12 protein-coding genes are annotated in these 15,395 nt (G+C 65.3%); all 12 read right to left on the reverse strand.

Annotated features, from left to right (window positions below; all coding sequences use genetic code 11):
* Positions 1 to 271: 271 nt before the first annotated feature.
* Positions 272 to 940 (reverse strand): ribosome hibernation-promoting factor, HPF/YfiA family, encoded by a 669-nt coding sequence (hpf, locus tag J2X62_RS22415; protein WP_027496511.1) that lies wholly within the window; start codon positions 938 to 940, stop codon positions 272 to 274.
* A gap of 233 nt (positions 941 to 1,173) precedes the next feature.
* Positions 1,174 to 1,857 carry a ComF family protein gene (locus tag J2X62_RS22420; RefSeq protein ID WP_310183450.1) on the reverse strand — a complete coding sequence of 228 codons (684 nt, stop codon included), beginning with the start codon at positions 1,855 to 1,857 and terminating at the stop codon, positions 1,174 to 1,176.
* Between the two features lie 41 nt (positions 1,858 to 1,898).
* Positions 1,899 to 3,680: an MtrAB system accessory lipoprotein LpqB gene (gene lpqB / locus J2X62_RS22425; protein WP_370878676.1), complete on the reverse strand. Its 1,782-nt coding sequence runs from the start codon at positions 3,678 to 3,680 to the stop codon at positions 1,899 to 1,901.
* Positions 3,677 to 5,359 carry an MtrAB system histidine kinase MtrB gene (gene mtrB / locus J2X62_RS22430; RefSeq protein WP_032366296.1) on the reverse strand — a complete coding sequence of 561 codons (1,683 nt, stop codon included), beginning with the start codon at positions 5,357 to 5,359 and terminating at the stop codon, positions 3,677 to 3,679. The genes lpqB and mtrB overlap by 4 nt, the downstream gene beginning before the upstream one ends.
* A complete protein-coding gene (gene mtrA, locus J2X62_RS22435) occupies positions 5,356 to 6,033 on the reverse strand; it encodes an MtrAB system response regulator MtrA (RefSeq protein WP_027496508.1) in 678 nt (225 codons plus the stop codon). The genes mtrB and mtrA overlap by 4 nt, the downstream gene beginning before the upstream one ends.
* A gap of 4 nt (positions 6,034 to 6,037) precedes the next feature.
* Positions 6,038 to 6,703: a dTMP kinase gene (locus J2X62_RS22440; RefSeq protein WP_032370710.1), complete on the reverse strand. Its 666-nt coding sequence runs from the start codon at positions 6,701 to 6,703 to the stop codon at positions 6,038 to 6,040.
* A gap of 17 nt (positions 6,704 to 6,720) precedes the next feature.
* Complete coding sequence (gene ahcY / locus J2X62_RS22445) at positions 6,721 to 8,205, reverse strand: adenosylhomocysteinase (RefSeq protein WP_027496506.1); 1,485 nt, start codon at positions 8,203 to 8,205, stop codon at positions 6,721 to 6,723.
* 120 nt (positions 8,206 to 8,325) lie between these two features.
* A complete protein-coding gene (locus J2X62_RS22450) occupies positions 8,326 to 9,429 on the reverse strand; it encodes an alkane 1-monooxygenase (RefSeq protein ID WP_081371345.1) in 1,104 nt (367 codons plus the stop codon).
* Between the two features lie 299 nt (positions 9,430 to 9,728).
* Positions 9,729 to 11,240, reverse strand: coding sequence for an amino acid permease (locus J2X62_RS22455; RefSeq protein ID WP_032390049.1), 1,512 nt, complete (start codon positions 11,238 to 11,240; stop codon positions 9,729 to 9,731).
* 137 nt (positions 11,241 to 11,377) lie between these two features.
* Positions 11,378 to 12,613, reverse strand: a complete 1,236-nt coding sequence (gene manA / locus J2X62_RS22460) for a mannose-6-phosphate isomerase, class I (protein WP_032387167.1) — start codon at positions 12,611 to 12,613, stop codon at positions 11,378 to 11,380.
* Positions 12,613 to 13,755, reverse strand: coding sequence for a hypothetical protein (locus J2X62_RS22465; protein ID WP_032408106.1), 1,143 nt, complete (start codon positions 13,753 to 13,755; stop codon positions 12,613 to 12,615). Before J2X62_RS22465 ends, manA begins: the two co-directional genes overlap by 1 nt.
* A gap of 71 nt (positions 13,756 to 13,826) precedes the next feature.
* On the reverse strand, positions 13,827 to 15,209 hold the full coding sequence (locus tag J2X62_RS22470) for a phosphomannomutase/phosphoglucomutase (protein ID WP_052053378.1): 1,383 nt from the start codon (positions 15,207 to 15,209) through the stop codon (positions 13,827 to 13,829).
* Between the last annotated feature and the right edge of the window lie 186 nt (positions 15,210 to 15,395).

Consider the following 15,395-nt stretch of genomic DNA (forward strand, 5'->3'; position numbering starts at 1 on the left):
TCTGTTACTCGACGCGTTACTGCTACCTGCACGAGCGCACGGGTTCGTCACCGTGACGTCCGCGCGGCAGTAACCCGAACGCGTCCATGGTAGGCGGTCTCGCTGTGGGTACGGCAGTCCCACTGTCGGTCCCCGAACGACACCACGCCGGCATTCGGACAACCCCGACACAGCACTGCAGGCTCGACGTGGGGATCGTGTGTCCGGCGTCGAGCCTGCAGTGGTCGGATATTTCACGGACGGCGAACGACCCGTTCGCCGTCACGCTCGGTCAGGTGAGCCTGATCAGGCCGTAGTCGAAGGCATGCCGTCGATACACCACGGAAGGCCGGTCGGTGGCGCTGTCGTGAAACAGGAAGAAGTCGTGGCCGACCAGTTCCATCTCGTACAGCGCATCGTCGACGCTCATCGGTGCGGCCGAGTGAACCTTCGTGCGAACGATGTGCCCGGGGCCGGTCTGATCGTCCTCGAACGAATCCAGCTTGGTCTCGGGATCGAGCGCAAGTGTGTCGTCTTCGGCGAGTTCAGCGGTGGCCTCGGCGACGGATACGGGTCTCTTCTCGCCGTAGTGGACCTTGCGCCGATCCTTGGTACGCCTGAGTCTGCTTTCGAGTTTCGAGGTCACTGCTTCGAGTGCGGCATAGAAACTGTCTGCGCACGCTTCGGCACGAACGACCGGGCCTTTGCCCTTCGCGGTGATCTCCACGCGTTGACATGCTTTGGCCTGACGGCGATTTCGTTCGTGCTGCAGTTCGACATCGAACAAGTAGATGGAGGGGTCGAAGCGCTCGAGGCGAGCCAGTTTCTCGGACACGTATATCCGAAAATGGTCCGGTATCTCGACGTTGCGGCCCTTGACCACAACGTCGGCATTGCTCTTGGCGGGTTCTTCCGAAGGCTTCTCGTCGAAGAAAACCGAGGCTTGTGAAGGGGTCGTCACGTGTACCTCCCGATATCGGCCACGCCCACTGTTGGACGTGGCAGGTGTGCATGCCGAATGGGGAACCTTCCGGCATCTCGAGTCCGGGGCATCACCTCACGTCCGTGTTTCTACGGGTCGTTCTACCGGTCCGCTCCGTCGTGATGGAGCGTGTCCGCGACGTTAGTCGGTCATCGACGCGTGTGCCACCGTTCACCCCGAATTGGTTGTCGGCGTGTCTCGTCGACTCGCGTTCACGCGCTGGCCACCACGATCGCACCGGCCAACGAGATCCCGAAATCGGTTAGCACTCTTGCATATTCGGCCAGGGTCGCCCCGGTGGTCACCACGTCGTCGACGAGAAGAACGGTCAGTTCGTCGGTTCGCGGCCGCGGCCGGCCGATAGCCGGGCGCGACTGTCCGACCAACTCGATCCGGCCCGCCACGTTGTGCTGACGCTGACCTGCCGAGAGCCCGACCGAATCCCGCACTCCCCCGGCCATCTTCAGCAGCTGGGGAACCGGTACTCGCTCCGGTGCCAACTCGGTCGCTGCGTTCCTCGCACACCGCAGCACCGGATCGCCCCCTCGGGCTCGCGCTGCGCGCGCCCGGGACGGAGCGCACACCAGAACGAGGGGACTCAGCTCCGGTGGATCGATCTCGCCTGCAGCACGCAGTTGGTGCACCGCACCGGCCAGCGCCCGCCCGAACGGCACGGACACGGCCCGTCGGCCCCGTTCCTTCAGTGCGATCACCCCGTTGCGCCGAGGGCCGGTGTACGTGCCCAGCGCCCAGCAGGGCACCCCCGGATCGACCCGCGGACGCACCCGGACAGGCGGCACCGACAGCGCCTGTTCACAACGGCGACACCACTGCTCCCCCGGCACCCCACACCCGGCACATTCGAGGGGCAGGACGAGGTCGAGAAGCGTTCTCATGACCGTGAAGTGTGCCGGTAGCCACCGACACCCGCCGGACGTCAGCCGGGCAGGATCGGCACGGCCTTCACCCCGGCCAGGCCGGTGACCTCGCGCCAGTACCTGTCGCCGACCGGATCGGCATTGTTGAGTGCGAACACGGCGCGGGCGTCGGCAACGTACTCGGTCTCCGGCGACGCATCGACCGCCAGAACGGGATTGGTGAGATTGCGCGACGGCAGGGCGTCCATCCTCGAGCCGTCGACCGTCACCTGGACCACCGGTGTATCGGTAGCAACCCGTGCGATGACGATGGCCTCGCCGGTGCTCCAGTCCAAGCTGGTGGCGTCACTGCCGAGTCCGATCGCAACCGCGCGCGGGGCCGTCAGCGAATAGACGCCCGACGGATCGCGTACCACGGTGGCCACGTACACCACGCCGTCGACGATGAGTGCGGCCCGAACGCCGTCGCGGGCCAGCCGGAGTTCGGTGATGCGAGTTCCCAGGGTGGTGACCGCGCGGGCATCGACCGGTATCACCGATACCTGACCGGTCGAGGGGTCGCGGGCCGCGCGAATGACGTTGGTGCCGTCGATGACCGCCCAGGCGGCGTTGTCATCGGCTCCCCATGTCGGACGCGTGATCGACTGCCCCTCGGCCACCGGGAACGCGCCACCGTCGTAGCTACCGACCATCAATGTGCTCGACGGTGCCGGAGCGGGTCTACCGGTGTCCGCGACGCCGGCCACGAGTGTTCCGTCGTTCGACAAGGCCACCGAGCGCAGATTCCGTGCCTGCCCGAAGTACCCGGGGGCGGGTGTGGTCGCGGATTGCTCGACGCGGAGCAGTCGACCGGAGGCCAGTGCGTGCAGGCCGACCGATTCGTTGGTGGAGCTCTGTGGATCGAAGGAGTCGACCCCGGCCGTCGTCCACCCGTCCGGCTTGGTCGTGTCGATGGGTTGTCCGTCGGCGAGCAGCACGTAGGGCCCGGCCACCTCCGCCGAGGCCAGAGTCCAGATCACCTGTGCGGCAAGCAATTCTCGGTCGCGGTCGCCCTTGTTCTGCAAACCACCGAAGTCGATTCTGATGCCGCCGAGACCGACTCCGACCTGTGTAGTCTGTCCGTCGGCCTTGGTGATGGGCCCCCGGATACTGACGTCGTCGGACAATTCGTTGCTCACCGCTGCGGACAGCGCGGACTTGGGTCCATCGATCAACAGCTGCACGAGCTGGTTTGCGAGCTGATCCTGCGATCCGCTCGTCCACCGAACATCCGGCACCAACACCCCACCGAGCGGATCGACGAAGTAGATGGATCGCTGCTGATAGGTGTCCATGAACGCCGAGCGATCGATGACCACACCCGGTGGCAGCTTCGAGATGCGCCATTGGCCGTCGACGCGCGTCATGTCGATCGCGATGTCGAACGTGTCCGATCCGGCCTGATATTCCCCGCCGGGAGCCAGGATTCCCGCTGTCGTCGACCGAATCGTGAATTGCGCAGAGTCTGCAGTTCGGGGCCCCGACAGGGTGTCGATCCGATCTGCGACGACGGTACGAGCGCCGTCGTCCCACGTGTTCGACGCGTCCTCGGTCAGGAACTGTCGGGCGGCCTGGTGGCGGTTGGCCGACACTGCGCTGGCCTCGAAGAAGTCGTCGAGCAGCCGGTCGGGCTCACGTCCGGGTTCGGGAGCCGGGGCGCTGGTGGGCGCGGCACCGTCGGTCAACGTGCCGATGGCCTGGGGGCTCGAGGACTCGGGCAGGCTGGCACAACCGGAGACGAGGGCGGCGATCAGGGCGCAGACTGCAACCGAGCGAGACAGGCGACGAGACGAGCGAATCACGTCGACGACTCCGACGCGGCCCGCTGCGCACCGATGGCCGGGATCGGTTGTCCCTGAGCGTATTTCTTGGTGCTCGGCTTCAACGGCAGAGGTGAGCCGATCACTTTGTGGCCACGGACCAGTGGCACCGTGAGCCGGAAACATGCGCCTTCGCCGACTGCACCCCACGCCTCGAGCTTACCGTCGTGCAGCCGGGCGTCCTCGACGCTGATCGCCAACCCGAGGCCGGTACCGCCGGAGCGCCGGACGCGGGAGGGGTCCGAGCGCCAGAACCGATTGAACACCAGCTTCTCCTCGCCGGGGCGCAGACCGATTCCTTGGTCGCGCACCACGAAGGCTGCCGCGTCGGCATCCGATCTCAGGCGCAGCAGCACCGGCTTGCCTTCCCCGTGATCGAGGGCGTTGGCCAGAAGGTTGCGCAGGATACGTTCGACACGCCGCGGGTCCACCTCGGCGATGACCGCCGTCTCGGGCATGTCGACGATCACCTCGGTACCGGTTTCGCGGGCGAGGTGACGCACCGTGGAGACCGCAGCGCGTGCACACATCCGCAGGTCGAGTTGCTCGGCGGCCAGTTCGGCGACACCGGCGTCGTGGCGGCTGATCTCGAGCAGATCACCGAGCAACGTCTCGAACCGGTCCAGCTCGTTGACCAACAGCTCGGAGGAACGCTTGAGGGCAGGTTCGAGATCGTCACTGGCGTCGTGAATGAGATCCGCGGCCATCCGCACGGTGGTGAGCGGCGTCCGTAGTTCGTGGCTGACGTCGGAGGTGAACCGGCGCTGCAGGTTTCCGAATTCCTCGAGCTGGGTGATCTGTTTGGACAGACTTTCGGCCATCTCGTTGAACGACATCGCCAGCCTCGCCATGTCGTCCTCACCGCGAACCGGCATGCGCTCCTTGAGCCTGCCGTCGGCGAAACGTACTGCGATGCGGGACGCGGATCGAATGGGTAGCACCACCTGCCGCGCGACGAGCATCGCGATCGCGGCAAGGAGTACCAGCAGCACCACGGCCCCGATGAACAGCGTGCCGCGGACCAGGGAGAGCGTCCGGTCTTCGCTGGCGAGCGGGAAGATGAGATACAGCTGCAGCGCCGATATGTCGGAACCGGTGGGCGACCCCATGATGAGCGCCGACCCGGAATATCCGCCGTCACTGTCGGTCACGGTGGCGTACTGCGAGCTGATCAGGCCCTTCTTGACGAAGTCGCGCAAGCTGGCCGGTATCTGGTCGACCGGACCGACCGACGCTTCCGCGCGGGTCGCGTCGCCCTCGACGATCAGAACAGGGTCGAAGGACCCTGCCGACCCGGTGGTCGACGCGGCGTCGAGGTCCTGGTTCGTCAACGCTGCTCTCGCCCGTTCGAGACGGGTGGACAGGCCGCTCGAATCATCGGCACCGGCGAGGTTGCCCTCCACCGTGGTGCGCGAGCGGTCGAGTTCCTCGGTGGCTGCAGACAGCTTCGCTTCGAGCAACCGATCGGTGATCTGGCTGGTCAGAACAACGCCGAGAATCAGGATCACCACGAGCGACAACGTCAGGGTCGAGACGACCACGCGCAGTTGCAGTGACCTTCGCCAGGCATGACCCAGCGATGTGCTCAGCGACCTGAACCAACGCAGGAGCGGGGAGAACTTGCCGTTGATTCGTCGCCGAGAGTGGGAAAAACCGATCACGGCGGTCCGGCCTTGTACCCGACCCCCCTCACGGTCAACACCACCTCCGGGTTCTCCGGATCCTTCTCAACCTTGGCGCGCAGGCGCTGAACGTGGACGTTGACCAGGCGGGTGTCGGCGGCGTGCCGGTAGCCCCACACCTGTTCGAGCAGAACTTCACGGGTGAACACCTGACGGGGCTTGCGGGCCAAGGCGACCAGCAGATCGAATTCGAGCGGAGTGAGCGAGACCAGCTCGTCGCCGCGGCTGACCTTGTGGGCGGGGACGTCGATGACGATGTCGGCGATCGACAACAGTTCGGCCGGCTCGTCCTCGGTTCGACGCAGTCGTGCCCGGACGCGTGCCACCAGCTCCTTCGGCTTGAAGGGCTTCATGATGTAGTCGTCGGCCCCGGATTCGAGACCGAGCACCACATCGACGGTGTCGGTCTTGGCCGTCAGCATGACGATCGGGACCCCCGAGTCGGCTCGCAGCACGCGACAGACGTCGATGCCGTTCATTCCGGGAAGCATCAGGTCGAGCAACACCAGATCGGGTCGATTCTCGCGGACGGCCGCCAGCGCTTGGGTGCCGTCTCCGACGACGAACGGCTCGAATCCCTCACCGCGCAACACGATGGTGAGCATCTCCGCCAGAGCCGAATCGTCGTCCACAACCAGAATCCGAGGCTTCATGGCTCTATCGTGTCACTTTCGGCTCGGCGGATGGCTGATTGAACATGTCGGCGGCGAGTCGATCGGGGTCGACGTCGGCGCGCACGACTCGCCAGGGCGACGCCCAGTTCGTTTCTGCGAGACGGCCGTAGACGGCCGAGGTTCGGGTCTGCAGCGAGCCGTCGCGTTCGTAGGCATCCCGGGTGCGCGCGGCGTCCGCACTCTCACGCGCGGCGGCGCGCTCCGCAGCGAGAGCCACCGGTACGTCCAGCAACACCTGCACGTCCGGAACGGGCACACCGAACCGCTCGAATTCGAGTGACCGGATCCACTCGACGGCCGCTCCGTCGACGGACTGCTCCAACCGCGCCGCGGTGTAGGCGGCGTTGGACGCCACGTACCGGTCCAGCAACACGATATCGTTGCGGGACAACAAGTTTCGGATCTCGTCGGCCGCATCCTTGCGGTCGAGTGCAAACAGCAGCGCCATGGCGTGCACGCTGCCCGCGGTGTCTCCGTGTTCCCCCTGCAGCGCCTCGGCCGCCAGATCGGCATGAACCGACCTTCCGTACCGGGGAAACCCGACCCGGACGACGGCCAGGCCGTCGCGTTCCCACGCCGAGACGAGCCGACGGGCGAGCGTGTTCTTGCCCGCTCCGTCGACTCCCTCGATGACGAAGAGCTTTCCCAACGACCGAACTCTCTCGGTCAGTAGCGGTAGTGCTCGGGCTTGTACGGGCCCTCGACGTCGACGCCGATGTACTCGGCCTGCTCCTTGGTGAGCTTGGTGATCGAGCCGCCCAGCGCTTCGACGTGGATGCGAGCAACCTTCTCGTCGAGGTGCTTGGGCAACCGGTAGACCTCGTTGTCGTACTCACTCGGCTTGGTCCACAGTTCGATCTGCGCGATGACCTGGTTGGAGAAGCTGTTGCTCATGACGAACGACGGGTGACCGGTGGCGTTGCCGAGGTTCAGCAAACGGCCCTCGGACAGCACGATGATCGAGTGCCCGTCCTTGAACTGGAACTCGTCGACCTGCGGCTTGATGTTGATCCGCGTGACGTCGGCAGCCTTCTCGAGGCCGGCCATGTCGATCTCGTTGTCGAAGTGGCCGATGTTGCCCAGGATCGCCTGGTGCTTCATCTTGCGCATGTGCTCGAACGTGATGATCTTGAGGTTGCCCGTCGAGGTGATCACGATGTCGGCCTGCTCGATGAACTCGTCGACCGTGCGCACGTCGAAGCCGTCCATCAGTGCCTGCAGGGCGTTGATGGGATCTGCTTCGGTGACCGTCACGCGAGCGCCCTGGCCCTTGAGTGCCTCGGCGCAGCCCTTGCCCACGTCTCCGTAGCCACAGACCAGCACGGCCTTGCCGCCGATGAGAACGTCGGTGCCACGGTTGATGCCGTCGATCAGCGAATGGCGAGTGCCGTACTTGTTGTCGAACTTGCTCTTGGTGACCGAGTCGTTGACGTTGATGGCCGGGAACGACAGCTCACCGGCAGCAGCGAACTGGTACAACCGCAGCACACCGGTCGTGGTCTCCTCGGTGACACCCTGCACGGATGCGGCAATCTCGGTCCACTTGGTCGTCGACGCCTCGAGGGAGCGACGCAGCAGGCCGAGGAACACCTTGTACTCGTCGGAATCCTGGTCGTCGTCGGTCGGCGGAACGACGCCTGCCTTCTCGAACTGAGCGCCGCGCAGCACCAGCATCGTGGCGTCACCGCCGTCGTCGAGGATCATGTTGGCAGGCTGCTCGGGCCAGGTGAGCATCTGCTCGGCGGCCCACCAGTACTCCTCGAGGGTCTCACCCTTCCAGGCGAACACCGGAACGCCCTTGGGCTCTTCGACGGTGCCGTACGGGCCTACGACGACGGCCGCTGCAGCGTGATCCTGGGTGGAGAAGATGTTGCACGAGGCCCAACGCACCTCGGCACCGAGTGCCACCAGCGTCTCGATCAACACGGCGGTCTGCACCGTCATGTGCAGCGATCCGGATACTCGTGCGCCCTTGAGCGGCTGAACGTCGGCGTACTCGCGACGAAGCGCGATCAGGCCGGGCATCTCGTGCTCTGCCAGCCGTATTTCCTTGCGGCCGAATTCTGCGAGTGACAGGTCTGCGACCTTGAAGTCGATTCCACCGCGGTGTTCCACGGTGAGTGCCGATCCTGACGTAACTGAGGTCGTCATCTTGCCTCTCCTGTTGACTTGAATGTCTTCGTCCAGGCTATCGGGTCGCGGCGCGCGGCGACCGTCTGCCCGGCGAATCGGTCCGATGCCCTTCAGACGGCTCGTCGAGTGGTCCCGCGGTCACCCGTGTTGCTGGGCTCGCGCCAGAATCCGTTCGCGCTTTCGGGGCAGAATGTTGGCCCGGACGAGATCACCGTCGTAGTGGTCGAGCACCCGCGGGTCCATCACCCGACGCCACAGCGGCGGTACCGCTGCCAGTAGAACCATCGTCGCGTACCCGGCGGGCAATTGCGGGGCCTCGTCGCACGAGAGCAGAGTCTGGTATCGCTTCCCCGGATTGGCATGATGATCGCTGTGTCGCTGCAGGTGGTAGAGAAAGATGTTGGTGCACAGCCGGTCGCTGTTCCAACTGTGCCGCGGTGCGCATCGCACGTATCTGCCTCGCTCGTTCGTCTCGCGCAGCAGTGCGTAGTGCTCCACGTAGTTCACCATCTCCAGGAGCACGAATCCCACGACGGCTTGTATCAGCAGATACGGCGCGATCGCCCAGCCGAAGACGACCATCAGCGTGACGAAGAGAACGGCGCTGAGCAGCCACGTGTGCAACAGAGCGTTCGACGGGTGAAACACGGAGTGGCCCTTGCGACGCAGCCGCCGAGCCTCGAGCTTCCAGGCCGAGGCCAGCCCGAGAACAGCGCTGCGCGGCACGAACGTCCACACGCTCTCTCCCAGCCGGGCACTGGCCGGATCCTCCGGAGTGGCCACCCGCACGTGGTGACCGCGGTTGTGCTCGACGAAGAAGTGTCCGTACAGGGTTTGCGACAAGGCCACCTTCGCCAACCAGCGTTCGTGCTGCTCGACGCGGTGGCCCAGCTCGTGGGCGGCGTTGATTCCGGTTCCCGCGACCAGGCCCACCGTCACCGCGAGCCCGATCTTGTCCACCACGCTCAGACCTCCGTACGCCCACATCCAGCAGGCGACGATCAGACCGATGAATTGGATGGGCAGGAACAGGTAGGTGCACCAGCGGTAATAACGGTCGTTCTGCAGCTTGTCGGCCGCAGACGCGTCCGGGTTGTGACCGTCCTCGCCCGCGAGCAGATCGATGATCGGAATGATCACGAAGAACACCAGGACGCCGCTCCACCAGAACACCGGCATGCCGGTCCAGTACACCAATTGGGACGGCAACAGTGCCGATGCCGGTGCCAGCAGACCCAGCATCCACAGGTAGCGCTTGTTGTCCCACCGCCGAACCGCAGGTGCAGCCCCGGCCGAATTCCGCTCCCCGAAAGCGACACCCGAATCGTCCGATGAGGTGATTCGGCCGTCCACGCTCACAGTTGCCACACCCTCTCACCGAATGTTTGCGGTCCTATCAGTTTGTTTTCGAGGGTATAACATGCCGGGCGTTCGGACCGAGGGGTGTGACGGATACCCCGGACACGTCGGATCCGAGAAAACCGGCCCCGCCCGCACGATCGACGGTCGGGGCCGGCCTCGCAAGACGACTCGGCCGCGTCTCACTCGGGTCGCGACTCGACTTTCTTCGCCTCGCGCAGACCCATCACCGAATGGCGGCGACCGTACAGCACGTAGATGACGACACCCGCTGCCATCCACACCAGGAACCGCAACCACGTCTCGACCGACAGGTTGAGCATCAGCCACAGGCACGCGGCCACTGCCAGGATCGGAACCAGCGGAACCCAGGGCACGCGGAACCCGCGCTCGAGATCGGGACGCGTCTTGCGGAGGACGAGGACACCGGCCGACACCAGAACGAAGGCGAACAGCGTTCCGATGTTGACCATCTCCTCGAGCGTGCCGAGAGGGACGAACGCGGCGAGCAGTCCGACCACCACACCGACCAGGATCGTCGTCCGAACCGGCGTGCCCTTCTTTCCGGTGTGGGCCAGACCGCGCGGCACCAGGCCGTCTCGCGACATGGCGAACAGGACGCGAGTCTGCCCCAGCATGAGAACCATGACCACCGTCGTCAGACCGGCCAGTGCGCCGAACGAAATGATGTTCTTGGCCCACGTCAGCCCATTCAGCTCGAAAGCCGTTGCCAGCGTGGCACTGTCGCCGGCCAGATCCGTGTACTTGACCATCCCGGTCAGCACCAGGGTCACCGCCACGTAGAGCACGGTCACGATGGCCAAGGATCCGAGGATGCCGCGCGGCAATGCCTTCTGCGGCTCCTTCGTCTCCTCGGCCGTTGTCGCGACCACGTCGAAGCCGATGAACGCGAAGAACACCAGCGACGCCGCCGCCAGCAGTCCGTACCAACCGAAGGTGCTACCGCCCGCACCGGTGACGAATGAGAACAAGGACTGATGAAGCCCCTCACCCGTGGACGCGGGCTCGGACGGCGGAATGTACGGGTCGTAGTTGGCGACCTTGATGTAGAACGCACCGAGCACGACGACGAACAGCACGACGATCACCTTGATGGCTGTGATCACCAACGACACGCGCGAGGACAACTTGGTTCCCGAGGCGATGAGAACCGTCAACACCACCACGATGAGCAGTGCGCCCCAGTCGAAATTCAGCGAACCGATCTGCAGTACCGGGGCCGACGTGCCGAGCAGGTCTCCCAGATAGAGCGACCAGGCCTTCGCCACCACCGCCGCGGCCAGTCCGAATTCGAGGATCAGATCCCAGCCGATGATCCAGGCGATGAACTCACCGAATGCGGCGTAGGAGAACGTGTAGGCACTACCGGCGACCGGAACCGTGGAGGCGAACTCGGCGTAACAGAGGGCAGCGAGCCCGCAGGCGATGGCCGCCAACACGAACGCCACCGAAACAGCCGGTCCGGCAACGTTTCCGGCAGTCCTCGCCGTCAGCGTGAAAATGCCGGCTCCGACCGCCACCGCGACACCGAACACGGTCAGATCCCACGAACCGAGCTCCTTGCGCAACTTGGTGTCCGGTTCGTCGGTGTCCTTGATCGATTGTTCGATCGACTTGGTCCGGAACCACCCCGTCGTACGCGGAGCCTTCCTGGGCCGGTCTGCCTTGGTCATCGGACCTCCGTATCGCCACGTCGCTTCTGCAGACGGCCGGTCCGATCGGACCCACCCGTCCCAGAATTCACTGTGACATCACCCTATTGGTAGCGGGCACCCGTGTCGGACACTTCGGCCACTCGACTTGCCGCGCCTTACGACTGCAATGATCCGACCGCCGCCACGAACACTTCGGCACCGTCGGAGTCCGCGGTGACGGTGACCGATCGGTCGGCAGCGGGAATCCACGCCGAACTACCCTGGGGCACGGTGAGCCCCGCGTGTGTGTCACCGGTCGTTGCCAGCACCGAACCGCTGGTGCACAACAGAATTCGCGGACCGGTTCCAGGGATCTCGACGGTCTCCCCCGGACCGACCGCCGTCCGGCTGAGGACGAATTCCGGGGCCGGCGTCGGGTACCGGTAAGTGGGCCGATCGTTCTCACCCGGCGTGATCGGAGAGATGTCGGCGGGCTCGAAGTCCAGCACGCGCAACAACTCCGGCACGTCGACGTGCTTGGGCGTCAACCCTCCACGCAGAACGTTGTCGGAGTTGGCCATGATCTCCACACCTGTTCCGCGCAGGTACGCATGGAGATTGCCCGCATCCAGGTACAGGCCCTGGCCGGGAGTCAGGGTGACCCGATTGAGCAGTAAGGCCGCCAGTACTCCAGCATCACCGGGATACGACTCCCCCAGCTCGAGCAACGTCCGTGCCTCGGCAGCGAATCGACCGCCGTCGGCGCGGGCAGGCCCCGACAGATAATCGATGCAGCCCTGGGCGACCGCAGGCAACAGGTCGTCCAGGGACTGCCCGGGCAACGTGATCCACGAAGTGAACACCGTCCGGAGGCCCGACGCGTCGGGCTGAGCGGCGAGCAACGTGCGATACCCCGCGAGGGACGGCACGGCCAACGCATCGAGAAACTCGACCGTCTCGGCCGGTTGCCGAAACCCTGCCAGTGCTTCGAATTCGGTGAGTGCCACGATCAGCTCGGGCTTGTGATTGGCGTCCCGGTAATTGCGCACCGGGGAATCGATCGCAACACCTGCGGCATTCTCCCGCGCGAAACCCTCACGCGCCTGCGCGCTGCTCGGATGTGCCTGCAACGACAGAGGTTCTTCTGCGGCAAGCAATTTCAGCAAGTACGGCAGCCGCGACGAGAAGTCCGCTGCAGAGCCGCCCAACTGTGTTTCCGGATCCCCGTCGATGAGGGTGAGCAACGGCGTGCTGCCACCCTCGTGAACCACGTGCGCAGAATCGGCCGGGTGTGCACCCAGCCAGATCTCCGCCTCGGGATGATCGGACGGTACCGGCCTGCCCTGGATACGAGCCAGAGCAGTGCGCGAACCCCAAGCGTAGGACCGGACTGCGCCTCGCAGGAGTTGCACTAGCTACCGCCCATCAACGACAAGTACGCGGCAGTGGTGTCCAACCGCGTTGCCAACACCGACATCGTGTCGAGCATCGAGAGTGTAACCGGATCGGGTGACGCCGCGCGGGCCTCGAAACCCGAACTCACGAACTCCCCGCCGGACGTCGCCTCACCGGACTCGGTCAGTACCAGTTCGGAATTCGGAACACCGGCAATGCGTCGTTCGGTCAGCGCGCGATCGGATTCGGACGCCAGGACGAATACCCGCATCGGCTGTTCGGGAGCCGGTCCGTCGAGCTCCTCGTCGTGGAAGATCGAGTCGAAGGTGCTGACCGGCCCCGATGACTCGACCATGGACGCACGGATGGACGCAGCGATGACATCGCCGAGCTCACCCGCAGCCACGATCAGACCGGCCACCCGCAGCAACACCTCGCTACCGTGCCGCGCCACCTCGACGGCAGCCGGCCCGGCACCGCTGAGCACCACACGTTTGCCGCTGAACCCACTGGCAAGCGCTTTGGCAGGGTTGTGGAACACCTCGTTGGACGGGCTGTTGCGCACAGCCTCGGCATCGAGCAGATCGGCGAGCCGAGAAAGGTTGGGCAGCAGCGCCTTCCACGAACCACCGGCAACCGCGCCGAGGACGGCCACGAACGCCGCAAGATAGCGCATCAGCGCATTGTGGTCACGCACCGCTATGCGCGGCGGCAACCACATGACTCTGGCACCGCGCACGGCACGTAAGGGACCCTCTTCCGGTGCCACGACGACGACCTCCGCGCCGCGCCGCGCTGCCGCGTCGACCGATTCGGCCAAGCGCGGATCGCCTGCATCGTCGCCGGCCACCACGACGACATCCAGTGGCCCGATCCACGGCGGAGTTCCGGTACTACGAACCAGAGGAACGCCCAAATGGTTTCCGAGAGCAGCGACAAGCAGGGACGCGGCACGACTGCTGCGGCCGTCGCCGGTCACGATCACCACGCTGCGAGGTCGCAGGTCGGCCAGGCGCGCCAGCACCGACTCTTCGACCGCAGTGGCGACGGCGCGTACTTGAGCACCCGCGAGCGCGGCGCTGCGGAGCGCGCCCTCCCGATCGGCGGCCACGATCGCGCCGGCGTCGTCGAGATCGACCAGAGACGTCACTGCCCTCATGACCTCGGCACCTTCCCTTACGTCACCGACTCGAAATGCCTGCATACCCACTTGTGAACTCTAGGTAACCACTATTCCAGTCCGGAGCGAACGATGCTCAATATCTCGGTCGACAACGCGTCGACCTCGGTGCGGGTGCGCGCCTCGACATTGAGTCTCAACAGGGGCTCGGTGTTGGACGCACGCAAGTTGAACCATGCACCACCCTCGAGGTCGACGGTCACGCCGTCGAGACGGTCGATTCCGGTGGTCCGATCGGCGAACGCGTCGAGCACGGCCTGGGTGCGCTCGGCTGCGTCGTCGACCGTCGAATTGATCTCACCCGACGCGCTGTACGTCTCGTACGAGGCCATCATCTCCGAGAGCGGTCGATCCTGGGCACCGAGGGCAGCGAGAACGTGCAGCGCGGCGAGCATGCCGGAATCGGCACCCCAGAAATCGCGGAAGTAGTAGTGCGCGGAATGTTCTCCGCCGAAGATCGCACCGGTATCGGCCATCTGCTGCTTGATGAACGAGTGCCCCACTCGGGTGCGGACAGGCTTGCCGCCGAGCTCGGTGACCAGCTCCGGCACCGCACGCGAGGTGATGAGATTGTGAATGATCGACGCACCGGGTTCCTTGGCCAGCTCGCGTTCTGCCACCAAGCAGGTCACGGCCGACGGCGAGACCGGATCGCCCTTCTCGTCGACGACGAAGCACCGGTCGGCGTCTCCGTCGAACGCGAGCCCGATGTCGGCGCCGGTCTCGACGACGAAGCGCTGCAGATCCACCAGGTTCGCCGGATCCAGTGGGTTGGCCTCGTGATTGGGAAAGCTGCCGTCGAGTTCGAAGAACAACGGTTCGATCGTCACCGGGAGCGGAGCGAACACCGCGGGGACCGTGTGTCCGCCCATACCGTTACCCGCGTCGACGGCGATCTTCATGGATCCGATGCCGGAAAGATCGACCAGATCGCGGACGAACCCGGCGTAGTCGGTCAACACGTCTCGCGACGTTGCCGTACCGGCCGGGCCGTCGAAGTCCGGCACGCCGTCGATCAGTTCCGACTTGATAGTGGCCAACCCGGTGTCCTGTCCCACCGGCTTGGCACCGGCGCGGCACAGCTTGATTCCGTTGTACTTCGCCGGATTGTGGCTTGCGGTGAACATGGCACCGGGGCATTCGAGCAGGCCCGACGCGAAGTAGAGCTGATCGGTCGAGGCGAGACCGATGTGCACGACGTCGAGTCCCTGCGCGGTGACGCCGTCCGCGAAAGCGCGGGACAGGCCCGGCGAGGAGTCGCGCATGTCGTGTCCGACGACGACGGTCCGCGCTGCGCCCTCCTCGTCGCGTACCAACCGGGCGAACGATGCACCGACGTCTCGGACGAACGCCTCGTCGATCTGCTCACCTACGACGCCACGGACGTCGTAGGCCTTGATGACGGCGTTGACGGACTCTGCGGTTCGGGCCACGAAGATTCTCCTGATTGTCGGTCGTCCGGCGTCGGACATCCAGCGTTGGGTACGGGGCGGTCAACACCGAAGCTCGGCAGACCGGCTTGTCCGTTTCGGTACTGGTGCAAACCTTGCCAGACGCCCGGTGGGCGGGCCAGTCGACCCGTCGTTCATTCGGGCGGACGCAGCGCATAGCCCCGCCGC

Source organism: Rhodococcus sp. 3258 (genome assembly GCF_031456475.1).
Taxonomy (GTDB): Bacteria; Actinomycetota; Actinomycetes; order Mycobacteriales; family Mycobacteriaceae; genus Rhodococcoides; species Rhodococcoides fascians.

What these genes read in the sequence shown, in the direction of transcription:
- J2X62_RS22420 (WP_310183450.1), bottom strand. Translation starts at nt 1,857, where the DNA reads ATGAGAACGCTTCTCGACCTCGTCCTGCCCCTCGAATGTGCCGGGTGT.
- mtrA (WP_027496508.1), bottom strand. Translation starts at nt 6,033, where the DNA reads ATGAAGCCTCGGATTCTGGTTGTGGACGACGATTCGGCTCTGGCGGAG.
- ahcY (WP_027496506.1), bottom strand. Translation starts at nt 8,205, where the DNA reads ATGACGACCTCAGTTACGTCAGGATCGGCACTCACCGTGGAACACCGC.
- J2X62_RS22450 (WP_081371345.1), bottom strand. Translation starts at nt 9,429, where the DNA reads ATGCTGGGTCTGCTGGCACCGGCATCGGCACTGTTGCCGTCCCAATTG.
- J2X62_RS22455 (WP_032390049.1), bottom strand. Translation starts at nt 11,240, where the DNA reads ATGACCAAGGCAGACCGGCCCAGGAAGGCTCCGCGTACGACGGGGTGG.
- J2X62_RS22465 (WP_032408106.1), bottom strand. Translation starts at nt 13,755, where the DNA reads ATGAGGGCAGTGACGTCTCTGGTCGATCTCGACGACGCCGGCGCGATC.